At 62.8% G+C, this 25487-nt stretch carries 22 protein-coding genes; 13 read left to right on the forward strand and 9 right to left on the reverse strand.

Annotated elements, in window-relative coordinates:
- Positions 1 to 35 precede the first annotated feature (35 nt).
- Positions 36 to 1412 carry a leucyl aminopeptidase family protein gene (locus tag U1A24_RS00595; protein ID WP_322320048.1) on the forward strand — a complete coding sequence of 459 codons (1377 nt, stop codon included), beginning with the start codon at positions 36 to 38 and terminating at the stop codon, positions 1410 to 1412.
- Between the two features lies 1 nt (position 1413).
- Positions 1414 to 2232, forward strand: coding sequence for a C40 family peptidase (locus U1A24_RS00600; protein WP_322320049.1), 819 nt, complete (start codon positions 1414 to 1416; stop codon positions 2230 to 2232).
- On the opposite strand, the gene U1A24_RS00605 is transcribed toward U1A24_RS00600, so the two are convergent.
- Complete coding sequence (locus U1A24_RS00605) at positions 2214 to 2591, reverse strand: DUF2794 domain-containing protein (protein ID WP_322320050.1); 378 nt, start codon at positions 2589 to 2591, stop codon at positions 2214 to 2216. The genes U1A24_RS00600 and U1A24_RS00605 overlap by 19 nt on opposite strands.
- A 308-nt stretch (positions 2592 to 2899) precedes the next feature.
- Complete coding sequence (locus U1A24_RS00610) at positions 2900 to 3892, reverse strand: asparaginase (protein WP_322320051.1); 993 nt, start codon at positions 3890 to 3892, stop codon at positions 2900 to 2902.
- 180 nt (positions 3893 to 4072) lie between these two features.
- Between U1A24_RS00610 and U1A24_RS00615 the strand changes: the two genes are divergently transcribed.
- The 7 genes from U1A24_RS00615 (at position 4073) to cysN (ending at position 11696) form a co-directional block, all read left to right on the forward strand.
- Positions 4073 to 4606, forward strand: a complete 534-nt coding sequence (locus U1A24_RS00615; RefSeq protein ID WP_322320148.1) for an invasion associated locus B family protein — start codon at positions 4073 to 4075, stop codon at positions 4604 to 4606.
- A 168-nt stretch (positions 4607 to 4774) separates the two neighbouring features.
- Complete coding sequence (locus U1A24_RS00620) at positions 4775 to 5068, forward strand: hypothetical protein (protein WP_322320052.1); 294 nt, start codon at positions 4775 to 4777, stop codon at positions 5066 to 5068.
- A gap of 160 nt (positions 5069 to 5228) precedes the next feature.
- Positions 5229 to 5693, forward strand: a complete 465-nt coding sequence (locus U1A24_RS00625; RefSeq protein WP_322320053.1) for a 6,7-dimethyl-8-ribityllumazine synthase — start codon at positions 5229 to 5231, stop codon at positions 5691 to 5693.
- 95 nt (positions 5694 to 5788) lie between these two features.
- Positions 5789 to 6997 carry a 23S rRNA (adenine(2503)-C(2))-methyltransferase RlmN gene (gene rlmN / locus U1A24_RS00630; RefSeq protein WP_322320054.1) on the forward strand — a complete coding sequence of 403 codons (1209 nt, stop codon included), beginning with the start codon at positions 5789 to 5791 and terminating at the stop codon, positions 6995 to 6997.
- A gap of 221 nt (positions 6998 to 7218) precedes the next feature.
- Positions 7219 to 8274 (forward strand): fatty acid desaturase, encoded by a 1056-nt coding sequence (locus tag U1A24_RS00635; protein ID WP_322320055.1) that lies wholly within the window; start codon positions 7219 to 7221, stop codon positions 8272 to 8274.
- A 572-nt stretch (positions 8275 to 8846) separates the two neighbouring features.
- Positions 8847 to 9782: a sulfate adenylyltransferase subunit CysD gene (cysD, locus tag U1A24_RS00640; protein ID WP_322320056.1), complete on the forward strand. Its 936-nt coding sequence runs from the start codon at positions 8847 to 8849 to the stop codon at positions 9780 to 9782.
- Positions 9783 to 11696: a sulfate adenylyltransferase subunit CysN gene (gene cysN, locus U1A24_RS00645; protein WP_322320057.1), complete on the forward strand. Its 1914-nt coding sequence runs from the start codon at positions 9783 to 9785 to the stop codon at positions 11694 to 11696.
- 55 nt (positions 11697 to 11751) lie between these two features.
- On the opposite strand, the gene fhuB is transcribed toward cysN, so the two are convergent.
- From fhuB to U1A24_RS00680, 7 genes are all read right to left on the reverse strand, one after another.
- Entirely contained in the window at positions 11752 to 13713 is a 1962-nt protein-coding gene (fhuB, locus tag U1A24_RS00650) for a Fe(3+)-hydroxamate ABC transporter permease FhuB (protein ID WP_322320058.1), read from the reverse strand.
- Entirely contained in the window at positions 13710 to 14639 is a 930-nt protein-coding gene (locus U1A24_RS00655; RefSeq protein WP_322320059.1) for an iron-siderophore ABC transporter substrate-binding protein, read from the reverse strand. The genes fhuB and U1A24_RS00655 overlap by 4 nt, the downstream gene beginning before the upstream one ends.
- A 9-nt stretch (positions 14640 to 14648) precedes the next feature.
- Complete coding sequence (locus U1A24_RS00660) at positions 14649 to 15416, reverse strand: ABC transporter ATP-binding protein (RefSeq protein ID WP_322320060.1); 768 nt, start codon at positions 15414 to 15416, stop codon at positions 14649 to 14651.
- Positions 15403 to 16455 carry a siderophore-interacting protein gene (locus U1A24_RS00665; protein ID WP_322320061.1) on the reverse strand — a complete coding sequence of 351 codons (1053 nt, stop codon included), beginning with the start codon at positions 16453 to 16455 and terminating at the stop codon, positions 15403 to 15405. The genes U1A24_RS00660 and U1A24_RS00665 overlap by 14 nt, the downstream gene beginning before the upstream one ends.
- A complete protein-coding gene (locus tag U1A24_RS00670; protein WP_322320062.1) occupies positions 16452 to 18155 on the reverse strand; it encodes an ABC transporter ATP-binding protein in 1704 nt (567 codons plus the stop codon). The genes U1A24_RS00665 and U1A24_RS00670 overlap by 4 nt, the downstream gene beginning before the upstream one ends.
- Positions 18156 to 18248: 93 nt before the next feature.
- On the reverse strand, positions 18249 to 20432 hold the full coding sequence (locus U1A24_RS00675) for a TonB-dependent siderophore receptor (RefSeq protein ID WP_322320063.1): 2184 nt from the start codon (positions 20430 to 20432) through the stop codon (positions 18249 to 18251).
- 171 nt (positions 20433 to 20603) lie between these two features.
- Positions 20604 to 21485: an AraC family transcriptional regulator gene (locus U1A24_RS00680; protein WP_322320064.1), complete on the reverse strand. Its 882-nt coding sequence runs from the start codon at positions 21483 to 21485 to the stop codon at positions 20604 to 20606.
- A gap of 348 nt (positions 21486 to 21833) precedes the next feature.
- Here U1A24_RS00680 and exbB point away from each other — a divergent pair, with 348 nt between their 5' ends.
- The 4 genes from exbB to U1A24_RS00700 all read left to right on the forward strand — a co-directional run bounded on the left by exbB (position 21834) and on the right by U1A24_RS00700 (position 25485).
- Positions 21834 to 22763, forward strand: a complete 930-nt coding sequence (gene exbB / locus U1A24_RS00685; RefSeq protein WP_322320065.1) for a tonB-system energizer ExbB — start codon at positions 21834 to 21836, stop codon at positions 22761 to 22763.
- 3 nt (positions 22764 to 22766) lie between these two features.
- On the forward strand, positions 22767 to 23213 hold the full coding sequence (gene exbD, locus U1A24_RS00690) for a TonB system transport protein ExbD (protein WP_416173439.1): 447 nt from the start codon (positions 22767 to 22769) through the stop codon (positions 23211 to 23213).
- The gene (locus tag U1A24_RS00695; RefSeq protein ID WP_322320066.1) at positions 23210 to 24055 is read left to right on the forward strand and encodes an energy transducer TonB; all 846 of its coding nucleotides are present in this window, start codon (positions 23210 to 23212) and stop codon (positions 24053 to 24055) included. The genes exbD and U1A24_RS00695 overlap by 4 nt, the downstream gene beginning before the upstream one ends.
- A gap of 254 nt (positions 24056 to 24309) precedes the next feature.
- Positions 24310 to 25485 carry an efflux RND transporter periplasmic adaptor subunit gene (locus U1A24_RS00700; RefSeq protein WP_322320067.1) on the forward strand — a complete coding sequence of 392 codons (1176 nt, stop codon included), beginning with the start codon at positions 24310 to 24312 and terminating at the stop codon, positions 25483 to 25485.
- Positions 25486 to 25487: the final 2 nt, after the last annotated feature.

Genomic DNA, 25487 nt, shown 5'->3' on the forward strand with positions numbered 1-25487 from the left:
CGGTAGGGTCTGCGCAGATCTGGAAGGATGCGCCGATGGTTCCCGCTTTTGCTGATGCTGATGCCGTTTCCCGCCCGCTGTATGTGGTGGGGGTCGAGGGGCTGGCTGGATTTCTGGCGGGGCAGGATGCGGCGGTGCGCGGCTGGCTGGAGGCGTCGGGATTCGAGGCGGCTTTGGGCGATCTGCGGTTGATACCGGGGGCGGATGGTGTTGCAGCGGCGGTGATCGGCTTTGGCACTGCGAAGACGCGCGCACGGCAAAGGTTTGCTTTGGCGAAGGCTGCGGGTCTGCCCGGCGGCGCGTGGCATCTGGTTGGCGATCTGAGCCAAGCGCAGCGCGATGAGGCGGCTTTGGGCTGGTTGTTCGCGCAGTATCGCTTTGATCGCTACCGCAAAGCCAAGGCGGGCGCGCCTGCGCAGCTGGTGCTGCCCGAGGGTTGTGATGGCGCGCGTCTGCTGGCGATGGCGGCGGGGGAATATCTGACGCGCGATCTGATCAATACGCCGGCGCAGGATATGGGGCCGGATGAGCTGGAGGCGGCGTTTGTGGCCTTGGCAGGGCGGTTTGGCGCGCGCGCCAAGGTGGTGAAGGGCGCGGCCCTGCTAGAGCAGAATTTCCCAATGATCCATGCGGTAGGGCGGGCGTCACCGCGGGAGCCGCGGTTGTTGGAGATGCATTGGGGGTCTGCGGGGCCAAGTTTGACACTGGTCGGCAAGGGCGTGTGTTTTGACACTGGCGGGCTGAACATCAAGACCGCAGGCATGGCTCTGATGAAGAAGGATATGGGCGGGGCGGCCACCGTGATGGGGCTGGCGCAGATGATCATGCAGTTGGGGTTGCCGATCCGGTTGCGGGTGATCGTGGCGGCGGTGGAGAATGTGATTGCAGGCAATGCATTGAAGCCGAAGGATATTCTGACCTCGCGCAAGGGGCTGACGGTAGAGGTGAACGATACCGATGCCGAGGGGCGGCTGGTGTTGGGCGATGCTTTGGCTTTGGCGACCGAGACGCCGACCGATGTGCTGATCTCGATGGCGACGCTGACGGGGGCTGCACGCACCGCGCTGGGGCCGGATCTGGCACCCTATTATACCGATGATGCGGGGATGGCGCAGGCTTTGGAAAGCGGTGCGGCACAGGCGTTTGATCCGGTCTGGCGGCTGCCGTTCCACACGCCTTATGAGCACATCATCGAACCCGGCATTGCTGATCTGGACAATGCGCCGGGCTGGGGTTTTGCGGGATCGGTCACGGCGGCGCTGTTCCTGCGGCGCTTTGCCGATCATCCGCGCTATATGCATTTCGACATCTACGGCCACACGCCTGCCGATGCGCCCGCCCGCCCGAAAGGCGGCGTTGGTCAGGGTGCGCGGGCCATTCTCGCGGGTCTGCCCGCGATGTTGGGGGTGTAAGATGGATCGTCGACTGACCCCCGCCACCGTGCGCGTCGCCCATGTCTCGCTGAAGGGGCTGGTGGAGGCGGAGCACTACACCGAAGGCGAGAAACGCCGGGTCGCGATGCCGCTGGCGGATCTGTTGCGCGCCCCGGGTGGCGCGCGGGATCGTCAGGTGCTGCTGGGCGAAGGCTTTACGGTGATAGACCAGAAAGACGGCTATGCCTTTGGTTTTGCGGCCAAAGATGGCTATTGTGGCTGGCTGGCTGAAGCGGCCTTGGGCGAAGGCCCGAAGCCCACGCATTGGGTCGCCAGCCCCGGCACGCATCTTTATCCCGAACCCCGCGTGCAAACGCCCGAGATCGCGGCGCTGAGCATGGGGGCGCGGGTGGCGGTGATTGCCCAAGGGGCGAAGTTCACCGAAACCACGCAGGGCTTTATCCCGACGCGGCATCTGCTGCCGCTGGGGCAGTATCACAAAGACCCGATCACGGTGGCCGAAGGCTTTCTTGGGGTGCCGTATCTGTGGGGCGGCAACAGCCGTGCGGGGATTGACTGCTCGGGTCTGGCGCAAGGCGCGCTGCTGGCTTGCGGCATCAAAGCGCCGGGGGACTCCGATATGCAGCAAAGCCTTGGTGATGAAGTGCCCGAAGGTGAGGCCGTGCGGCGAGGTGATCTTTTGTTCTGGAAAGGCCATGTCGCGCTGGTTGTCGACTCCGAGCGGTTGATTCATGCCAATGGCCACAGCATGTCGGTGGCTTATGAGGGCATCGACGCTTGCATCGCGCGGATTCTGGCGGCGGAAGGCGCGCCGGTCAGTCATAGGCGCAGGCTGTAGGACCAATACCCCGCCGCCCCGGACTTGATCAACTTCTGCTCCAACACCCGCAGCACGCCTGCCAGATCATGGCCCCGGCGCAGGATAAAGCCGTCCATGCCGACCACGGCATACATGCCCTGCTTGGCCCGCAGTTTCGGGCGCTTTTCGATCCGATACAGCGGAAATTCGGCGGTGCGGCGGAATACCGAAAACACCGCCACCTCGCGCAAGAAGGAAAGGCCGTAGTCGCGCCATTCGCCTGCGGCGACCATCTGGCCATAGAGCCGCAGAATCGCGCCAAGCTCGTGGCGATCAAAAGTGACCTGATCCGGCAGGGGCTCGGGGATGGGAAAAGGGGTCGGCGTTTGCACCGTCATGGCGAAAGCTTACCGCAGACCCGCCGCAAATCAAGTCCTGCAAATCAAGGCACTCAACCCTAGCACGAAAAGACCTTTCCACATTGGGAACTCGCGCCCCGATTTTGCCGCGACAATGCCCGTAAATGGTCCCGCCTGCTGCGCAATGCCGCCGCGTTCAGGCGGCATAAAGAACGGGCTACAGTGCAACAAAACCGGTGGAGCAGGTCTTTGCCCCCGCCCAGCTTGCTTCACCGGCGCTGTCGCAACGAAGGCCTCCACCGCAAGGTGGGGGCCTTTTCCACATCAAGGCTGAGAGAAGCGTAGGACTACAGAAACCCGGACGCCAGCCGCAATTCGCCCACGGTCAGCCCTCGGCAGTTGGTCTGCGGCGCGGGCAGGCGTTTTTGTGCCATCGGATGCGCTGCATCCAGCACGCCAAGCTGTGCCAAGATCGCCACCAAGGCGGCTTCGGAGGCGCGGGAATTGCCATCCTCGATCTTCAGCGCAATGCCTAACTTCTTCTCGGGGATGATGGCGACAAACACCGCTTCCGCCCCGGTCTTGATCGCGACACGCCCGCCCATCGCCCGCATCAATTCGGTGCAAGCCCGGCCCTCGCCCGCGACCAGCTCGGGATGTGCTGCCATCGAACGGGTCAAGCGGTGCATCGCCCGCTCTCGCACCGAACCGGTTTCAGACGCAGAGGCGAATTTCGCCATACCGCGCGCCAAGCCCGCGACAGACATCGCGAAATTTGGCGCAGAGCAGCCGTCGATGCCGTAGCCCGCGGCGGTCTCTTCCGTCACCTCTTCGGTTGCGGCCTTGATCGCCTTTTGCAACGGGTGATCCAGCTCGACATATTCCGGCCCGGCTTTCAGATGCTTGGTGGTGGTCAGAAAGCCGGAATGTTTGCCAGAACAGTTGTTGTGCAACTGGCAAGGCGCTTTGTCGGACAGGATCAAGCGATCGCGTTCGGCGCGATCATAGGGTTCATGCGATCCGCAGCGCAGATCGGGCTCGCCCAAGCCCAGATCCGCCAACCAGCGGCTGGCCATGTTGACATGCAGGGCAGCACCCTGATGGCTGGCGCAAGACAAGGCGATATGCGCATCGCTGAGGCCCGCAGCCTCTGCCGCGCCAGATTCCAATAAAGGCAGCGCTTGCAGCATCTTGCAGGACGAACGCGGAAAGATCACCCGGCCCGGATCGCCCCAGGCCTGCACCACTTCGCCCGCCTGATTGCAGATCACCGCGTGGCCGCGATGGGTGCTTTCCAGCAACCCGCCGCGCCAAAGTTCGACCATTTCTGCCGCTGCCATGCCGTCCCCCGTCACATATGCGCGATTTTCTGCCCGTTTTGGCCAAGCAGGGCTTTCACGGATCGCGCTTTTTCGGTTATGAAGGCATATCGAGTGAAAGTGTCCCGCGCTACCGAAAAACCGCGTCTGAAGCGGCAGTTGGGCGGGCAGAGGCAAAGCGGCTTGGAGGCTGAATATAAAATGACAAGCTGGATGACGCGCGCGCTAGGCGTGGCGATGATTTCCATGACAGGGTTTGCGGCACTAGCGCCGGCTGCTTCGGCGCAGGAATCCAGCAATCGCGTCGCCACCATGACGGATTGGAGTGTTTTTGCCGACAAGAACCCCACCGAATGCTGGGGCGTGTCCAGCCCGAAGGAAACCGTGAACACCAAAGACGGCAAGCCTGTCTCGGTGCGGCGCGGCGATATTCTGCTGTTCGTGACCTTCCGCCCTGGCGTGAACGGTGAGATTTCGTTCTCGGGCGGCTATCCGTTTGCAGCCGGATCGACAGTGAAGCTGGATGTTGATGGCACCGGGTTTGATCTGTTTTCCGATGGCGAATGGGCTTGGCCGGGCACCGCAGAGGATGATGCGGCGATTCTGGCGGCGCTGAAAAAGGGCACCACGGCGGTTCTGACCGGACGTTCGGGCAAGGGCACCCAGACCCAGGACAGCTTCAGTCTGCGCGGGTTCACCGCTGCGATGGACGAAGCTGCCAAGCAGTGCAAATAAGCCGGTAACTGCGGCAACGGCCCTTGGGCCTGACAGTATTTTGCAACCGGGGCCGACCAGCCCCGGTTGTTTGCATTTCGGGCCCGTGTTCGCATTTGCGTGAGCGGCGTTGATTTTGTTCTTGATATGTTCTATATCTGAAGACCAGAACCAAGCCGAGGTGATGATATGGAAGACACCACATTTGCCATAGCCGCGACAGAACGGCAGTTGTCTTACGCGCGGTCTTTGGCGCAGCGCAATGGCGTCAATCTGCCGTGGGAGGTGCAGCTGGACCGCCGCAGTCTTAGCGCGTGGATCGACGCGCAGGCCAAGATGCGACCGATGGAAACCGATGGGCGGCCGACCTCAAAACAGGTGGCGTTTGCCGAGAAAATCGCGCGTTACAAGCGTCGTGCGGTGCCGGATGAGTGTTTTCGTGACCGCCAGTTGTTGTCGCGCTGGATCGACAGCAATCGCTGACGGCGTGCGGTTAGCGCAAGCAGGTCGGAAATGGCAGGTAAAGCGTGCCAAACCGACTAGCTGACTGCGCGATATTGCAGGTCAATGCAGCATTGCCCCGGCGTGGCGTCAAAGCTATGCACCGGGGCAAATCTGCTCTCTTGCATGGAATCTGCCCAGAATGACCGAAAGCTTGAAGCCCGCCCGTATCGCCTTCATCAAAGCCCGCTGGCACGCCGAGATCGTGGACCAAGCGCATAGCGGCTTTGTGGCGGCGGCTGAAACCCTGCTGCCGGGGGCCGTGATTGACGCGTTTGACGTGCCGGGCGCGTTTGAAATGCCGCTGGTGGCGAAGAAACTGGCGCAAACTGGGCGCTATGATGCGATTGTCGCGGCGGCTTTGGTGGTGGATGGCGGGATCTACCGGCATGATTTCGTCGCCGGTGCGGTGGTGACTGGGCTGATGAACGTCGGACTTGAAACCGGTGTTCCGTGTTTCTCGGTGTCGCTGACGCCGCATAACTTCCAGCCGGTTGATACGCTGATCGCCTATTACACCGCGCATTTCGTCAAGAAGGGCGCAGAGGCCGCCGATGCGGTGCAGCAGATTCTGGCACTGGATGCACAACTGGCCACCGCGCTCTAAGGCTTTCGGGCGGGGCTGATCTAAGTTTTATTGCGTGGTTTTGTTTTGCACGCGAATCCCTTATATCAGCCTCTTCAAAGCCCAAGGACTTCGCCATGACCGCCCCGACTCCACTCGCCTCGACCCTTCTCGCCCCGATCACTCAGGATCTGCTGACCATTCCGCGCAAGCAAGCGGAAGCGGGCAAGCACAATCTGGTTGGCATGACGCGGGATCAGATGCGCGATGCGTTGATTGCGGCAGGCACGCCCGAGAAGGCGGCGAAGATGCGGGTCGGGCAAGTTTGGCAATGGGTCTACCATTGGGGCGTGCGCGATTTTGACCGCATGACCAATCTGGCCAAGGACTATCGCGCGCTTCTGGCCGAAAATTTCGTGCTGGAAGTGCCGGAGATCGTTACCAAACAAGTCTCGACCGATGGCACGCGCAAATATCTGGTGCGGATCGCCGGCGGGCATGAGGTGGAGGTGGTCTATATCCCCGAAACCGACCGCGGCACGCTGTGCATCTCATCCCAAGTTGGCTGCACGCTGACCTGCACCTTCTGCCATACCGGCACGCAAAAGCTGGTGCGCAATCTGACAGCGGCGGAAATTGTCGGCCAAGTCATGCTGGCACGCGATGATCTGGGCGAGTGGCCGATTCCCGGCGCGCCGCGGGTGGAAACCCGTCTGATCAGCAACATCGTGCTGATGGGCATGGGCGAGCCTTTGTATAACTTCGAGAACGTCCGCGACGGCATGAAAGTGGTGATGGACGGCGAAGGCATCGCCTTGGGCCGCCGCCGGATCACGTTGTCGACCAGCGGTGTGGTGCCGGAAATCGCCCGCACCGCCAATGAAATCGGCTGTTTGCTGGCGGTATCCTTCCACGCCACCACCGATGAGGTCCGCGATGTGCTGGTGCCGATCAACAAGAAATGGAACATCGCGACGCTGCTGGATGCGTTGCGGGACTATCCGAACCTGACCAATTCCGAGCGGATCACCTTTGAATATGTCATGCTGGATCACGTCAATGACAGCAAGGAAGACGCTTACCGCCTGGTCGAACTGCTGCGCGGCATCCCGGCGAAGGTCAATCTGATCCCGTTCAACGAATGGCCGGGCGCGCCGTACAAGCGGTCTTCCGGCAACCGAATCCATGCGTTCGCAGACATTCTGTATAACGCAGGCTATGCCACGCCGATCCGCACCCCGCGCGGCGAGGATATCATGGCGGCCTGCGGTCAGTTGAAATCAGCCACCGAAAAGCAGCGCAAATCGGCGCTGAAGGCTGCTCCGAAAGCAACGGCGGCTGAGTAAAATCGTCGCAGACAGCCGAGATTCCGCCGATTGTGTCAACACAATGGAACCTTCCGACAAGTTAATGCTTCACAGCAGGCCGCGCTGGCGTCATGGTGCGACAACCGTTAACGAAGCAACAAGCATGGTCTGGCATCATCGCCTGACCCAATCAACACAAGGCGCTCTCAAGGCGCTGCGGCCCTCCGGTGGCTAACCGGGCGAGCGTTGGGGCGCTTTTGATGACCGAAGACAAGACAACGGCGACCGCAAGCACGGCGACCGAAACGCGCGCCCGTTCTGCGAAGGAATGGGTTCTGGTGCTGGCGAAATACCGCGAGCCCTCAACTTTCCGTTCGGTGTTCGAACTGGCGGCAACACTGGTGCCCTTCGTGATGCTGTGGGGCTTGGCTTGGGCCTCGCTGAGCATCAGCTATTGGCTGGCCTTCGCGATTGCCCTGCTGAACGGGGTGTTTCTGGTGCGGATCTTCGTGATCCAGCATGATTGCGGCCATGCCTCGTATTTCTCCAGCCGCACCGCGCAAGACTGGGTCGGGCGCTGTCTGGGCGTGCTGACGCTGACGCCCTATGATGTGTGGCGGCGCACCCATTCGATCCACCACTCGCATCACGGCAATCTGGATCAGCGCGGCATCGGTGATGTGCTGACCCTGACGGTGGAAGAATACCGCGCCCGCAGCCCGATGGGGCGGTTTCTGTATCGGCTGTATCGCAACCCGTTGGTTTTGTTCGTATTGGGGCCAAGCTATCTGTTCATCCTGCAAAACCGTTTGCCGTTTGGGCTGATGGACAAGGGCTGGCGCTATTGGACCTCTGCGATGGGCACCAATGCGGTGATCGCCATCGCGGTCGGGCTGATGATCTGGCTGGGCGGCTGGATGCCGCTGTTGCTGATCTATCTGCCGACCTCGGTGATTGCGGCGACGATCGGGGTCTGGCTGTTCTATGTCCAGCACCAGTTTGAGGAAACCCACTGGTCGAAAACCGAAGACTGGCAGCTGCATGAGGCGGCGCTGGAAGGCTCGTCGCATTACGTTCTGCCGCAACCGTTGCGTTGGCTGACCGCCAATATCGGCATCCATCATGTGCATCACCTGTACAGCCACATCCCGTTCTATCGCCTGCCCGAGGTGTTGAAGGACAACGCCGATCTGGCACAGGCGCAGCGCCTGACGATCTGGGAAAGCTTTGCCTCGGTGAAGCTGCATCTGTGGGATGAGAAGCTGCAAAAGCTGATGTCGTTCCGCGAGGCGAATCGGCTGTATGGCCGCACCTGACGCGGCAAACGCCGTCTGATTTTCGGCGTCGGCCTAGGAAAAGCTGCAAAGTTGCGGGCGCGGTGATGGTCTGCCTGTGGCAGAAACCGCGATTGCGCAAAAACTGGGCGCAGGCGGTGCCAAAGCGGCATCGGATGTGCGGGCGGTGGCGTAATCGGCGGTTGCACGCCACAGCGCACCGCCAAGTTCCCCTATCGTGCCAAAGATATCTTGACGCCCCGCGCCGGGTCGATAGATACCACGGCGATGAAACCTGCCCTTTCGGGCCGGGATTTTGTGCATTTTCACCCATCCGGCGAGGACGATGATTTTTGGTGACGGCAGATGATGAAGCCAGCCTGGCCCCCGCGCGGGGATGCGCGCTCTGTCGCAGAAAAGAAGGCTGTTCCAGCTTTCGCCGCCTTGCCAGAACCAAATCACCCCGCACAGCTTGGCTTTATGCCCAGAACCACACGGCCCGCAGCAATCCGGGCCAACATTCTTGGATATTTTGACCGTTTGGCCCTGCCCCCGCTGGCGCGGCGGGAAGAAAATTGCCAGATAGCACCAGCCCATCTTGAAGGAAGTCGATGATGACCACCAGCACACCCGCCGCAACGGGCCTCAGCGCCAGCACGCTGACGCATTTGCAGCGCCTTGAGGCCGAAAGCATCCACATCATGCGCGAAGTGGTGGCCAATGCCGAAAACCCGGTGATGCTGTATTCGGTCGGCAAAGACTCGGCCACCATGCTGCATCTGGCGAAGAAAGCCTTCTACCCGGCACCGCCGCCGTTCCCGTTGTTGCATGTCGATACGACGTGGAAGTTCCGCGCGATGTATGACCTGCGCGAACGTGCCGCCAAAGACGCCGGGATGGATTTGATCGTTTACCACAACCCCGAAGCGGTGGAAAAAGGCATCAACCCGTTTGATCACGGATCGCTGCACACCGATATGTGGAAGACCGAAGGGCTGAAACAGGCGCTGACCAAGTACAACTTCGACGTGGCCTTTGGTGGCGCGCGCCGGGATGAGGAAAAGTCCCGCGCGAAGGAACGTGTGTTCTCGTTCCGCTCGGCCAACCACCGTTGGGATCCGAAGAACCAGCGGCCCGAGTTGTGGAAGCTCTATAACACCCGCAAAGCCAAGGGCGAAAGCATCCGCGCCTTCCCGATTTCGAACTGGACCGAGCTGGATATCTGGCAATACATCCATCTCGAAGGCATCGAGATCGTGCCGCTGTATTTCTCGGAACCCCGCCCGGTGGTCGAGCGCAATGGTCTGCTGATCATGGTCGATGATGAGCGGATGCCTTTGGCGCCCGGTGAAGTGCCGGAACTGAAATCGGTGCGTTTCCGCACTTTGGGCTGCTATCCGTTGACCGGGGCGGTCGAATCCGAGGCAAAAACGCTGCCGGAAGTCATTCAGGAAATGCTGCTGACCACCACATCCGAACGTCAGGGGCGTGCGATTGACCATGATCAATCCGCCTCGATGGAGAAGAAGAAACAAGAGGGGTATTTCTAAATGACCGTCGCTGTGGACCCCATCTATGTCACCGATACGCTGATCGCCGAGGATATCGACGCTTACCTGTTGAAGCACCAGCACAAGACCATGCTGCGCTTCATCACCTGCGGTTCGGTCGATGATGGCAAATCAACGTTGATCGGGCGCTTGTTGTATGACAGCAAGATGATCTTCGAAGACCAGTTGGCCACACTGGAGCGCGATAGCAAAGCCTCCGGCACCCAAGGCCAAGAGATCGACTTTGCCTTGCTGGTTGACGGTCTGGCCGCCGAGCGCGAGCAGGGCATCACCATCGACGTGGCATACCGCTTCTTCGCCACCGACAAGCGCAAGTTCATCGTCGCGGATACCCCCGGCCACGAGCAATACACTCGCAACATGGTGACGGGGGCCTCAACCGCCGACCTCGCCGTGATCCTGATCGACGCGCGCCAAGGTGTTTTGACCCAGACCCGCCGCCATTCCTATCTGGTGAAACTGCTGGGCATTAAGAACGTCGTGCTGGCCGTCAACAAGATGGATCTGGTCGGCTATAGCCAGGAACGCTTCTACGAAATCGTCAAGGATTACAGCCACTTTGCCAAGCAGATCGGCATGGAGGCGTTCTTGCCGATCCCGATTTCGGGCTTGCGTGGCGAGAACATGATCACCCGTTCCACCGAAATGCCGTGGTATACCGGGCAGACGCTGATGGAGCATCTGGAAACCGCGCCGGTGAACGATGCCCGCATGTTGAACGTGCCGTTCCGTATGCCGGTGCAATGGGTCAACCGCCCGAACCTTGATTTCCGGGGTTTTTCGGGGCAGATCGGCGCGGGCGTGGTCAAGCCCGGCGACGCGATCCGCGTGCTGCCTTCGGGCAAAACCACCACCGTCAAATCCATCGTGACCTATGATGGCGAGCTGGATCAGGCGATTGCCGGCCAATCGGTGACGATCACCTTCAACGACGAGGTCGACTGCTCGCGCGGTGATGTGATCGTGAAATCGGATGAGCCCTGCGAAGTGGCGGATCAGTTTGAGGCCACTCTGGTCTGGATGGACGAGCACGAAATGCTGCCCGGCCGCCCGTATCTTCTGAAGATCGGCACCCAAACCGTGACCGCCACGGTGACCGAGCCGAAATATGAGGTCAATATCAACACGCTGGAGCATCTGGCGTCGCGCACCTTGGGCCTGAACGCGATTGGCGTCTGCAACCTGTCGATTGACCGCGCGATCCCGTTTGAGGCTTACGCGACCAACCCAGACTTGGGCGGTTTCATCCTGATCGACCGGATGACCAACGCCACCGTCGCCGCCGGGATGATCCATTTCGCCCTGCGCCGCAGCCAGAATATTCACTGGCAGGCTGTGGATGTGGACCGTGACGCCCATGCCGCGCAGAAAACCCAGAAAGCCGCCGTGGTGTGGTTCACCGGGCTGTCCGGCTCGGGCAAATCGACCATCGCCAACTTGGTCGAGAAGAAGCTGCATGCGTTGGGCAAGCACACCTTCCTGCTCGACGGCGATAACGTGCGTCACGGCTTGAACCGCGATCTGGGCTATACCGATGCCGACCGGGTGGAAAACATCCGCCGGGTGGGTGAGGTTGCCAAGCTGATGACCGATGCCGGGCTGATCGTGCTGACCGCCTTCATCTCGCCGTTCCGGTCAGAGCGCCGGATGGTGCGCGATCTGATGGCGGCGGGCGAGTTCATCGAGGTCTATGTCGACACCCCCTTGGACGTGGCCGAAAGCCGCGACGTGAAGGGGCTCTACAAGAAAGCCCGCGCCGGCCAGCTGAAGAACTTCACCGGCATCGACAGCCCGTATGAGGCCCCGGAAGCCGCGGAAATCGTGGTCAACACCACCGCTCTTTCCGCAGAAGAAGCCGCAAGCCGCATCGTGGATGCGATCCTCGCGCGCTGATCTGATTGACAGGAACGCAAAAGGCCGGGATTGCTCCCGGCCTTTTGCTTTGGGGTCAGACCTGCCCCCGCCTGCGCGCGAGCAGCAGCAGGAAATAGCTGCCGCCCAAGATCGCCGCCACCGATCCGGCGGGCAGTTGGGTTGGATACAACACAATCCGCCCCAGCCAATCCGACAAAACCATCAGCGCCGCCCCGGCCAAGGGTGCCACGATCAGTCGATCCTGCATCCGCCGCGCCCCCAGCAACACCGCCAGATGCGGGCCAACCAGGCCGACAAAACTGACCGGCCCCATGAACGCTGTCACCGCCGCCGTCAGCCCTGCCGCCAGCAGCATCAACACCCGCCGCGCCGGGGCCAAAGCCAGACCGCGCCCCATCGCGATGCCATCGCCCGCGCCCAGCAGGGTCAGCGGACGCAGGGCCAGCGCGGCCAAGACCAGCCCGATCAGCGCACAGCCGGTCAGCCCCAAGGCCCGCGCGGCGTCGATGCGATAAGTGGAACCGCTCATCCAGCCCAGGATCGCGAAAGTCTCTGCCGTGCCGCCCGCCATCGACAGCCGCACCAGCGCATCCAGACCCGCCCCCAGCGCAATGCCGATCAGCGCAAGGGCGGCGGGCGCGTGGGAATGCCTGCGGCCAAACCACAACAGCAGCGCCAGTGCCGCCGCGCACCCCGCCAACGCCACAGGCAGCCGCGCGGCGTGGATCGAGCCTCCGGTGATCAGGGCCACCCCCACCAATGCGGCGACCGCCCCCGCCGACATGCCCAGAATATCCGGGCTGGCCAGTGGGTTACGGATCAGCCGTTGCAAGATACAGCCCGCCAAGGCCATGCTCGCTCCGGCAGAGGCAGCGGCCATCACCCGAGGCCAACGCAGCGACAGAAGCATCGGATCAAATGACAGCTCCCAGCCGCTTTGCGTCACCCCGACGAAAAGCGCTGCAAGCCCCAATGCCGCGCATGCCAGCGCCAGCAGAATCGCCCGCATCACCCCAACCCGCGCCGCCCCCGCAGGCAGCGCGTGCACGTCATGATCCTGGGCCCCCAGCTTGCGCCGAAGCAGCCAGATCAGCGCCACCGCGCCGGTAAAGGCCGCCGTGGCCCCGGTCGGCACGATATTTGGCAGCAAAGCCTGCAAGGCCAAGGCCAGCACATCCGCCGCAATCAGACAGGCCGCCCCCAAACCCGCCGAGATCCACAATTCAGCGCCCGCCCGGCGTGCGCCCAGCAGACGCGCCATGTTGGGGGCGACCAAGCCGATGAAGCCAATCATCCCCACCGCCGTGACAGACACCGCCGCCAGATGTAGTGCCGCCAAGGCCGCAGCCAAAGCCACCGGCCACAAAACCATGCCGCGCCCGCCCGCCGCCTGCGCGCCCAAGCGCAACAGGCTTAGCGGGCGGATCAGCAGCGCCGCGATCACCACCCCCGGCAGCAATCGCGGCAGCAGCCACAGCGCGGGCTCCCAACTGGTTTGCGTCAGATCGCCGGCGCCCCACAGGAACAGATGCTCGGTGTAAGGGTTCGCCAGCAGCATCGCGGTGGCCGCCATCGAGCCGAACAGCAGGTTCACCGCCATCCCGGCCAAGGGCGCTTGCATCCCGACCAGCCCGCGCGCGCCCGTCACCGCCAGCACCAACGCCGCCGCCACCGCAGCCCCCGCCAGCGCCAGCCATTCCGAGCGCACCGCCCCCGGCAACACTATCGCCGCCAGCACCAAGGCCAGCCACGCGCCGGAAGACACCCCCATCGTCATCGGTGACACCAACGCATTCTGCGTCAGCTGCTGCATCAGACTGCCCGCCAGCCCCAGCGCCGCGCCCACCAGTGCCGCCATCACCAAGCGAGGCAACGCACCTTGCACAAACAAAGCATCGGCGAAATCCTGCGGCGCGGCCCCGGCGATCAGTTGCCACATCCGCGCGAACGGCAGATCGACCGCCAGCGTCAGATGCAGCGCGCACAGCGCCAGCACCGCCAGCGCCACAGCCGTGGTTTTCGCCGCAGCGCTCACCGTGCCAGTGCCTGCGGTGGAATCGTCAACAGGGCGGCTTCAAAACCGCGCGCAAGCCGACCCATCGACAAAGCACCGCCATAGCTCCAGACCGGGGGCACATCGGCCAGTCGGCCCGCCTTCACGAACGGCAAAAACCCCCAGATCGGCGTCTGCCGCAGCGCAGCGCCCGCCATATCCGGCCCGATTGCCAGCACAATCCCGGTCTTGGCCGCCGCAAGGTCTTCGGCCTTCAGCAGCGTGATCCCCCAGCGGCTTTTCGGCTGCGGCAGCTCGTTGCTGAACCCCAAGCGCGCCAGCACATATTCCGGCATCGAATTGGCGCCGTTCACATAGGCCGAAGTCGCATCATTCAGCCGCACGGTCGTCACCATCGGCTGCGGCGTGCCGAAATGATCTGCCAAGCGCTTGGCGATGGTATCCAACTCCGCTTCTTGCGCCGCCAGCTTTTGCTCGGCCAGCGCCCGCGTCCCGGTCAGGGTGCCAAGGCTGAGGAAGATCTCTTTCGCCACATCTGGATTATCCTGCGCAATATCAAACGCCTGATAGACCACCACGGGGGCGATCTGCTCCAGCACCGGCACCAGTGCGGGGTCAATATCGGCGGTGATGATCACATCGGGGTGCAGCGCCGCCAAAGCCTCAAGGTTCGGCTCGGCGCGCAGGCCCAGATCAATGGCCCCTGCGGGCAGCGCAGGCTCGACCACCCAATCACCGTAGGCGGCCGGTTCCGCCACGCCTGCGGGGGTGATGCCAAGGTCGAGCAGCGCCTCGGTGATCGACCAATCCAGTGCCGCGATCTTTTGCGGTGGGGCGGCGAAGGTTTGCGAGCCATTGCGGTCGGTGATCGTGATCGGACCCGCGAAGGCCGGCACGACAATAACTGACTGGGCCAGCAGGCAAAGGGCGGCGATCAAAGCGCGCATCGGATTTCCCTAACTTACAACGGCCAGCGGCAACTGGCCTGCCAGACCGGGCACCACCTGCATCGGCACCGCGTAAAGCATCGACAGAACCTCGGGCTTCAGCAGCCCCTGTGGCGCGCCGTCAAACGCAATCCGGCCTTCGCGCAGGGCCACCACCCGATCTGCAAAGCGGGCGGCAAGGTTGATATCATGCAGCACCACGATCACCTGCCGTCCAGTGTCATCGACCAGCTTGCGCAGCAACCGCATCACCTCATAGGCGTGGCCGGGATCAAGCGCCGAGGTCGGCTCGTCCAGCAACAGGATCGGCGCGTCTTGTGCCAAAAGCATCGCGATATAGCCGCGCTGGCGCTCGCCCCCCGACATGGTTTCCACCAATGCCTCGGCGCGCTCTAGGCCCTCGGTCGCCCGCAACGCCGCCTCAACCGCCGTATGATCCTGCACCTGCCAGCGCCCCAAAGCGCCGCGCCACGGGTAGCGGCCAAGCCGCACCAATTCGCGCAGCGTCAGCCCCGGCACCGGTGGCAGGCGCTGCGGCAGATAGGCGATCTGCTGCGCCAATCTACGCTGGCCGATGCTGGCCAGCGCCACCCCGTTCAGACTGACCTGCCCTGCCGTCGGCAGATCCGTCCGCGCCAGAAGCCCCAGCAACGTCGACTTGCCGGATCCGTTATGGCCCAGCACCACGGTCAGCCCTTCGGCCCCCAGCTCCAACCGATCCAGCGCCAGCACCTGCCGCGCGCCATGCAGGCGGCTGATGCCCTCAAGCCTGAACATCACGCACCCAATAGCCCGCGATGGTGGTTTCGCCCTTGGCCCAACCGCTGCTGGCGTTGAACTGCCCGCGCAGGCGCTGACACTCTGCACGTTCGCCCGCGATCCACAGATGCCGCCCGCCTGCCAATCTGGCCTGCGGCAGATCCACCGCCGCCAAGCCGCTTTCCAGCGTGTCACCCGCTGAGCGCAACAGCCAGCGCAGCTGCACCCCTGCGGGGCAAGCCAGCGGCTGCGCAGCGCGGGCATCCGGCAGCAAGATCAACGCTTGGCCCTGCGTATCCGGCGGCGCAGTCTCAAGGATCCGGGCGATGGCGGGCAAGGCGGTCTCATCCCCGGCCAGCACCAGATGCCGCGCCATTGGCAGAAAACCACCCCCCGGCCCGATCAGCCCGACCACCGCGCCACGGCGCACGCTTTCGGCCCAGCGGCAGGTGCGCCCCTTGCCATGCAGGAAAATATCGACCTCCAGCCAGCCTGCCTGCGGATCAACCGCGCGGATGGTATAGACCGGATCGTGCAGCTTATCCGCACCGCTGGGCCAAACCGTGCGGCCAGCATCGGATACCGAGGGCCAGACCGGGATGCGCCCCTCGGGCGGTAGCAACAGCCGCAGATGCAGGCCAGAGACGGCGAAGGGCGCGAGGTGATCGGCGGCAATGCGCAACCTTGTATAGCCCGCGCCGGGGTGTGAAATGGCGACCACCCGGCCTTGGCGAAAGTTCGGCGGCGTGGTCAGTTTCGGCAAAGACCGATCCCAGACCAGCCGCGCCGCCAGCGTCGGATCAAAGCCTTCAACCAGCCCCGCCACCGCCTCACGCAGCACGAACAGATCGGTCGAGGACACCGCCGTCACCGCAATAGCCATTGCCCGCTCGGCCACCGAGAGGCTGATCGAGCCGTTGGCAAAGTTCACCCGCAAGCCACCACAGGGCAGATCGGTCAGATCAAACGCCGCGTAAAGCTCGGCCACATGCGCGGCGAAAGACCCCGGCGCATCCAGCACGCGGCCTGTCAGCGAGAGATCATCGGCGCGGATCATGCGGCGTGCAGATCGGCATAGCGACCCCCCTTCAGGCTAAGGTCGCCATGGGTTCCGGTTTCCACAATCTGGCCCTGATCCATCACCACGATCTTGTCGGCATGGCGAATGGTGCCCAAGCGATGCGCTATGATGAAGGTGGTGCGCCCCGCTGACAGGCGATCAAGTGCCGCCTGAATCTCGCGTTCGGTCTGGGTATCCAAGGCCGAGGTCGCCTCGTCCAAGATCAACAGCGGCGGGTTTTTCAGGAACACCCGCGCGATGGCGACACGCTGCTTTTGCCCGCCCGACAGCATCACGCCGCGCTCTCCCACCACGGTATCCAGCCCCTCAGGCAAGGCTGCAATCGTGGCTTCCAATTGTGCCGCGGCCGCAGCGGCAAGGATTTCGGCATCGCTGGCCCCCAACCGGCCATAGCCGATATTCTCACGCAGGGTGCCGCTGAACAGGAACACATCCTGACTGACAATGCCGATCTGCGCCCGCAAGCTGGCGAGGGTCATCGCATCCAGCGTGATCCCGTCAATGCTGATCTGCCCTGCCGTCGGCTCGTAAAACCGGGGCAACAGCGCGAGCAAAGTGGTCTTGCCTGCCCCCGAAGCGCCGACAAAGGCCACGGTCTGCCCCGGCTGCACCGCAAAACTGACGTCGCGCAGCACAGGACGCGCCGTGTCATAGCCAAAGCTGACATGATCGAAGGTCACCGCGCCCTTCAAGGCGGGGGCCGCCACGGCCTGCGGGCTGTCCACCACATCGGGCTTGGTCGCCATCAGGTCGAGATAACGCCGAAACCCCGCGATACCTTTCGGATAGGTCTCAATCACCGAGGCGATTTTCTCCAACGGCCGGAAATACACCCCGACCAGCAGCAGGAAGGCCACAAACCCGCCCGCCGTCAAAGACCCGTTCAGCACGAAACCCGCGCCCGCGACCATCACCATCACCTGCACCGCGCGCATGCCCACATAGTTCAGCGTCGAGGAAATCGACATCACCTTGTAGGCGTCCAGCTTCGTGCGGCGGTATTGCGCGTTGTCACGGGCGAACAAGGCCCGCTCGTGATCTTCATTGCCAAACGCCTGCACCACCCGGATGCCGCCGACGTTTTCCTCAATCCGCACGTTGAACTTCGCCACCTGACCGTAGATCGCCTGCCAGGTCGCGGTCATCCGGCCGCCGAAATAGATCACCAGCACCGCCGCCAGCGGCACGATCACCACGGTGATCATCGCCAGTTGCACATGCACCATCATCATCAGCACAAAGGCTCCGATGAAGGTCATCACCGCCACGATCAGATCTTCCGGGCCGTGGTGGGCGACCTCACCGATATCCTCCAGATCGCGGGTGACGCGGGCAACCATATGGCCGGAATGTTGGCGGTCGAAATAGCCCCAGGACAGCCGCTGCAAATGGTCGAAAGCCCGGCGGCGCATCTCGGTTTCGATATTGATGCCCAGCATATGACCCCAATAGATCACGATGGCCGTCAGCCCAGCGTTCAGCAGATACACCGCACAAAGCGCCACCGCGAACAGCACCGTCAGCGTCCAGTTGCCCTGCGGCAGCAGCCAGTCGATATAGCCGCGCACCGCCAGCGGAAACGCCAGTTCCAACAGCCCCGACAATACCGCACAGCCGAAATCCAGCCAGAACAGGCCCATCCAGGGGCGGTAATACATGGCGAATTGACGAAGCATATCGGGCACTCGGAGTTGGGTCAGGGGCGGGCGCAGTTGCAGCGCAACTTGGCTGGCAAGAGGGGCAAGATCAACCCAGCCCCTCTCATTCACTTAGAACGATTTGCTGATGCTGATGCTGGCCGTGCGGCCCTCACCATAGTAGCAATAGTTGGTGCCTGCACAGCTGGAGACATAGCTTTTGTCGGTCACGTTGCTGATCGCCAGATTGGCCTTCCAGTCGTCTTGCATCTCGTAGCTAACCCCAAGGTCGAACACAGTGCGGGATGGCACCCAAGCGGTGTTTTCATCATCCGCCCAGCTTCCGCCGGTGTAGCGCGCAGCGCCGGTCAGGGTCAGTTCCGGCATCGTGGCCGGTGTCCAGCCCAGCTGCAGGGACGCGAACTCTTCCGGCACTTCGCGCGGCGTATTGCCGATCAAGGCGGCATTCTGATCGTTGATCACGTCCAGATCCATCTTGGTGAGGGCCGCCGAAATCGTCAGGCCCTCGGCGATCCTGCCCTGCGCTTCCAACTCGAAGCCCTTGGATTCAACTTCGCCAATTTGCGAGAAAATATAGCCATAACGTTCCGCACCGGTATCGGGATCGACGATAAGACCAAACCGCGACTGCGAAACGTTCTTGCGCGTGATGTCAAACGCCGATGCGGTCAGCAGGAAGTTGTCGCTCAGCGCCCATTTCACGCCCAGTTCTGCCTGACGCGCGGTTTCCGGGTAGATGTCATTGCCTTCAGAGCTTGGCTCGATCGTCGGATTGAACGAGGTCGAAAGGCTGCCGTAAACTGTCATGCCGTCAACCACCGTCTTCGCCAGACCCAGACGCCAGGTCAACTCGCTGTCATTGCGCTTGCTGCCAGTCGTGCCGGCTGCCGGATCGGCGCTGGCCTCGGTTTCCACCCAGTCGTAGCGCAGGTTTCCGGTAGCAATCCAGCCATTGCCCCAACGGATCTGGTCTTGCAGGTAAACCCCCGCCTGACGTTGGGTAATATCCACATCCTTGTAGGCCGCTGCTGCAGGCTGGATAGCGCCATAGATCGGATCAACCACCGTCAAAGGCGTTGCCGGATAGGCGCTTTTCTCAAGGATATCCGTTTTGAAGTTCTTCAGATCAAGGCCGGTCATCACCCGATGCTCCAACGCACCGGTCACGAAGGTGTTCTCCAGCCGGGTGTCGGTCACAAAGCTGGTCTGCGAGGTGTCGTGGTCAAACACACCGCGCACCAGAGTTCCCACGGCATCCGGCGCGCCGAAGGTGCTGTAGCCATAGGCCACCACCGAACGCTCGGAAATATCGGCCCAGGACAGGCGCGAGGTGTTGGTCAGGGTCCAGTCACCGATATCCTGAGTGAAGCCAAAGCGCAGCGACGCCTGATCGCGTTTATAGCTGTCATGATCCGGCTCGCCGACGTTGAAATCGCGCGCAATGAAACCGAAGGAGGCTTCTTGCACCGTGCCTACATACGGCAGCCACGCGTTGCCAACATGTGCCTCATCGACCTTCAGCAGGTCCAGCCCGTAGCTCAGCACCGCGCCATTATCCAACTTCTGCTCAACCGAGCCGGACAGCAGCGCATGCACACCCGGATCAAACGCCCCGTGGCCATCGACCCGCTCAATCTTGCCCAGCAGGCGATAGCTGAGCGCGTCCGAGACCACGCGATTCTGATCGACCGAGGCCCAAGCGCGGCCATGCTCATCCAAGCCAAATTCCAGCACGGTCTTGTCCTCGCCCGTCGGGGCTTTGGTGACATAGTTGACCAGACCACCGGGGTTCGAGCCGCCATACAACACCGAGGACGCGCCTTTCAGCACCTCAATCCGCTCAACCAGAAACGGGTCGATGAAGAAGCTGCCAAAGCCATAGGCGTTGTTCGCCAAGCCATCCTGATACGCGCCATGCTGTGAAGCATTGAAGCCCCGGATGAAGATCCAGTTGGTATCGCTGTCATAACCGTAAGGCTGGCCCGTCACACCCGCGACGTAAGACAACGCGCCATCCAGCTTCGCGACATTGCTGGCCTTCAAGGTTTCCGAGGAAACCACGCTGACCGATTGCGGCACTTCTGTCACAGGGGTTGCGGTCTTGCTGCCGGTCAGCGTTGCGGGGTTGTTGCTTGTCACCGGGCCCGTCGCGCTGCCTTCGCCTTCGCCCGTCACCACAATCGGCTCCAGCACGGTGGTGGTTTGCGCCACAGCCAGCTGCGGCAGCGTGCAGGCGATCAGCGCGGTTTGGCCCAGCAGCAGGGCCAGACGAGAGCGGGACGGAAGCGAAGTCATCAGCATATCCTGAGTTAAAGGGCAGAGCGCGCGGCGGTGCGAATTCCTGACTAAATAAGTAGAAATAACCCCACCGTCTTGCAGCATCCCGCTTTGAATTGCACAATGCCTGCGTCAAAATCGGGGGGCCTGCGTCAAAAACCGAGTGGGCCCGGGTCAAAGCAACTGGTTTCAGCCGCCCTGCCCCCGCCCATAGCCCCGCCGCCACGCCGCCGGAGTCGTCCCCGTCACGATGCGAAACGCCCGTGTCATATGGGCCTGATCGGCAAAGCCCGTCGCCGCCGCGATCTCGACCAGCGCCGCATCGTCCCGCCCCAGCATCGCTTTGGCGGCCGTGATGCGCAGGCTTTGCTGCCAGCCATGCGGAGTCTCGCCATTGCTGTGCTTGAACGCCCGCGCGAACCAGCTTTCCGACAGCCCGATCTGTGCTGCCAACTCGCTCACCGACACCCGGCGGTGCAGATTGGCCTGCATGAAATCTGTCACCCGGCGCATCTGATGCGGCGTCAGCCCGCCGCGCAAAGGCTCCGCGCGGGCGATCTGATCCGAGGCCAGCACCCGCCCCAGAATCGCCTGCACCAGCCCTTCGCCATAAAGGTCGTGCAGCCCGTCACCCTGCAATTCATCCGCCAGCAGATCGGCCATGCGGTCAATCTCGGTCACGCCATCCAGCGTCACCGGACGCGCCAGCGCCGCTTGCGCCCAGCCTCTGCCGAACCGCTCGCCCAGACGATGCGCCAGCGCCACGCCGTCGAAATGCAGATCAATATGGCGAAACGCCCCGGCCTCGACGATCTGCGACCACAACGGCATCCCCGCCGGAATATAGCTGACCTGCCCCGCAGGCCGCGCCGCCACATCGACCGGAGTGTCCGACAACCGGATCGCTTTCGCGCCATCCTTCAGGAAAATCACGATGCGCGGATCGGGCGAGACATAATGCCCGCCGCCGCCCAGACTGCCCTCGGCATGCCAAAGATCGGCCACCACGCCATCCCAAGCCCGCCAGCGCAACGCATCCAGCGCCCGAATCCCATCGGTGAAAGCGGTCATCTTGGGGCGAAACGTCATGGTCATTGCCACCGAAAAAGGCACGAGGAAAGACAGGGCTGGCCCGGTTTCCCGCACAGGCCGACAGAATCGGGGCGCGGGGAGGCTGGCATCATCCCTACCTCTGGCAGCGCAATCTCCGAGTCAATCACTCAACTACTCAAGCGCCCGCGATTGTGATAAATAGGCGACTGAAAGCCTAAGAAATATTCTTGACTACTCCTGTCAACAAAATTAACTGCCGCAAGGACGGGCAGATCAGACCCTACAGCGGGCACCGCGATCCGCGCCGATTCCAAACCCAATGGCCCTTGCCGCAAACCGATGCAGCGTAACGAACGGACCCCAGGCATGTTGACAGCACATCTTCCGATCTTCCGCCGCATCGGGCTGGGCGTGGTCACGGCGCTGGCGCTGGCGCTGCCCGGCCTAGCGCAACAAGCGCCGCAGCCGCCCGTCGTGCAATCGGAAATGCCCGAACCCGCCGCCCCCGCGCCAGTCACCGACGCGGCACCAACTCTGCCGACGCAACCCAGCACCGCCCCAACCGCACCGCTGCCCGCAGCCATTGCCCCAGCCGAAACCGCACACCCCCAAACCGATTATTCACCTTGGGGCATGTATCAGGCCGCGCATTGGGTGGTGAAGCTGGTGATGGTCTCGCTGATCTTCGCCTGTTTCGTGACCTGGACCGTGCTGGTGTTCAAAATGATCGAACTGGCGGTGGCCCGCGCCCGCGCCCGCCGTTCGGTCAAAACCATCCACGCCGCACACTCGCTGGAAACCGCCTCGGCGGAACTGTCCGACAAGACCGACCCTGCCGCCTTCATGGCGCAAGCCGCTCTGGTCGAATACCGCCGATCCGATCCCGCCATCGCCGCCGCTGGCCCGGATGGCGTCAAGGAACGCACCCGCTCGGTGCTTGACCGGATCGAGGTGCAGGCGGGCAGTCGCATCCGCAAGGGCACCGGGCTTCTGGCCACCATCGGCGCCACCGCGCCCTTCGTCGGGCTGTTCGGCACGGTCTGGGGCATCATGAATTCGTTCATCGGCATTGCCGAAACCAAGACCACCAACTTGGCCGTCGTCGCCCCCGGCATTGCCGAAGCGCTGCTGGCCACCGCCATCGGTCTGGTTGCCGCCATCCCCGCCGTGGTGATCTACAACCACTTCAGCCGCGAAATTGCCGCGTATCGTCAAAGCCTTGGCGATGCCGCAGCCGGGGTGGAACGCCTGCTCAGCCGCGATCTCGATTTCCGCCACATCAAGACCGGGGGCTAACACATGGGCATGTCGGCGCGCGAACGTCCGGGCGATGATCTGGAAGAAAACCACGAGATCAACGTCACCCCCTTCATCGACGTGATGCTGGTGCTGTTGATCATCTTCATGGTGGCAGCACCGCTGTCGACGGTCGATGTGCCGGTCGATCTGCCCGGCTCTAACGCCACTCCGGCAGAGCGGGCGCCCGAGCCGATCTATGTCACCGTGCAAAAAGACCTGACGCTGTCCCTAGCCTCCGAAACCATCGACCGCGATGGCCTTGGTGCCAAGCTTGACAGCCTGACCAATGGCGACCGCAACCAGCGCATTTACCTGCGCGCCGATGAGGCCGTCGCCTATGGCAAGCTGATGGCGGTGATGAACCTGCTGCGCCGCGCGGGCTATCTGCGCGTCGCCCTTGTCGGCATCGAAGGCGCGCCGACCGAAGCCGCCCCCGCACAACCATGACAAGCTATCCCGCCTCTGTCGATTGGGTGACCGCGCGCGCAGGCGATCAACCCTTGGCCTATGCCGCGAAATGGGCGGCGGCGGCCACATCGGTGGCGGGCGCAATGGCGGCGCTGGTGATGCTGACGCTGTGGCTCAACCAGGGTGGTGGCAGCCAGAATGGCCCCGACACTGCCGTGATGATCGACATGGCCCCGCTGCCCGAGGCCCCCCCGGCGATTGCCACGCTGGAACCCGCCCCCGAAGTGCCAATGGCAGAGCTGCCCGAGACGCTGGAACCGATCCAGCAAGACGAACCGCTGCCCGATCTGCCAGAACCCGAACTGGCCCCCGATCTGCCAGACCCGGTGGCCGCGCTCGAACCGCAGCTGGCCGACCTGCCGCCCGATGCCGAGGCCCCGCCGGAAAAACTGCAACCCAAGCCTGTGCCGGAAGAAAAGCCCGCACAGAAGACGCCGGAAAAGCCCAAGGCCGAAAAGCCGAAAGCCCCGGCCAAATCCGCACAACAGCCTGTTGCCAAACAGAAAGCCGCCAGCGCCGCCTCGAAGAGGCAGGTTGGTTCGTTGGTAAAGAAATGGGGCGGGCAGATCCGCAAACGGGTCGAACGCCGCAAAACCTATCCGCGCTCTGCTGCCGGGATCGAGGGCATAGTCACCGTGCGGCTGACCGTCACCCCCAGCGGCGGGCTTGCGGGTGTGGCTGTCGCGAGATCTTCCGGCAATGCCACCTTGGACGCCGCAGCGCTGCAAGCCGTCAGCCGCGCAGGCAGCTTCCCCGCCGCCCCCAAAGCACTGACCGATGCGCACTACGACTTCGATCTGGACATCAGCTTCACCAAATAGGGTAGCTTCACCCCGGGGCCCGACCGAACCTCACGGAATTCTTTGCCAGCTCAGCGACGGAAACCTTTCCGAGCCGCGTAAAAGGCTTATCTTGAGCGCAACTATGCGTTCTGCTTGCGACCCTTCTCTGTTTCGCCCGCGTTGTGCTTTGGCCAGCATTGCTTCCAGAATAATCAAAAAACGGACCCCAGATGTTTCATCCCTCGCCCGCTCACAGCCCGCGCATTTCTTTTCGTTTCTTTAGCCTTATCGCTTTGGTATCCCTCATATTTGCCGCAGCGCAGGCCACAGCGCAGACCCCGCCGCGCGGTGCCGCTCCGGGGCCGACCAGTGTTGGAACCGTTACCATTCAGACGGTGGAAGTGCCCTATATCCGCACCCTGCCGGGCCGTGCCGTTGCTTTTGAGACCGGCGAGATTCGCGCCCGCGTCAGCGGCGTGGTCGAAGAAATTCTGTATGCCGCGGGCGACGAGCTGAACCCCGGCGATCCGATGTTCAAGATCGAGGATACCACCTATGTCGCGGCGTTCGCTTCGGCCAAAGCCGCCTTGGCGGGCGCGCTGGTGCAGCGTGACACAGCCCAAGCCACGGTGGATCGCTACATGACCCTGCAAGGCAGTGCGGTCAGCAAGGCCGATCTGCAATCCGCCCAAGCCGCCGCCGCCGCAGTTGCCAGCTATGCCGCAGCCCAAGCCGCCGTGGATGTCGCCCAGCTTGATCTGGATCGCACCACCGTGCGCAGCCCGATTGCGGGCGTCGCGGGCATTTCCAACGTCTCGATCGGCGCATTGGTGACCGCAAACCAGGCCGACGCCTTGGCCACCGTCACCCGGCTGGATCCGATCTACATTGATGTCAGCGATTCCAGCGCCGGAATGCTGCGGGTGCGCGCGCAGATCGACGATGGCTGCCTCAAGCTGGGCAGCAAGGTCGGTGTGGCCTTGGTGCTGGAAAATGGCGAGACCTATGACGGCCAAGGCACCGTTGTGGTGCTGGGCAATGTGGTGTCCGCCACCACCGGCACCTTCGATCTGCGCGTGCAGTTCGACAACCCCAAGCGGCTGATCCTGCCGGGCCAGTTCCTGCGGGTCAAGCTAACCTTGGGCACCACCAGCGCCAAACTCGTGCCGCAGCGCGCCACAGGCCGCAATTCTGACGGCACGCTGACGGTGTTTGTCGCCAAGGATGGCGTGGCGAAGAAAGTGGCGCTCACCACCTCGGGCAGTCAGGACAATGCCTGGATCGTCACCTCGGGGGTGGAAGACGGCGATCTGGTGATCGTCGACGGCCTGACCAACCTGCGCGATGGCGCTGAAGTAAAGCCGGTGCCCGTCACCATCGACGCCGACGGTGTGGTGCGGGATACCACCCCCGAAACAGCCGCCGATACCGCCAAGCCTGCCGCTCCGGCCACGACCGGGAATAACTGAGA

It is taken from the genome of Cypionkella sp., from assembly GCF_034376685.1.
In the GTDB taxonomy this organism is placed as follows: Bacteria; Pseudomonadota; Alphaproteobacteria; order Rhodobacterales; family Rhodobacteraceae; genus Cypionkella.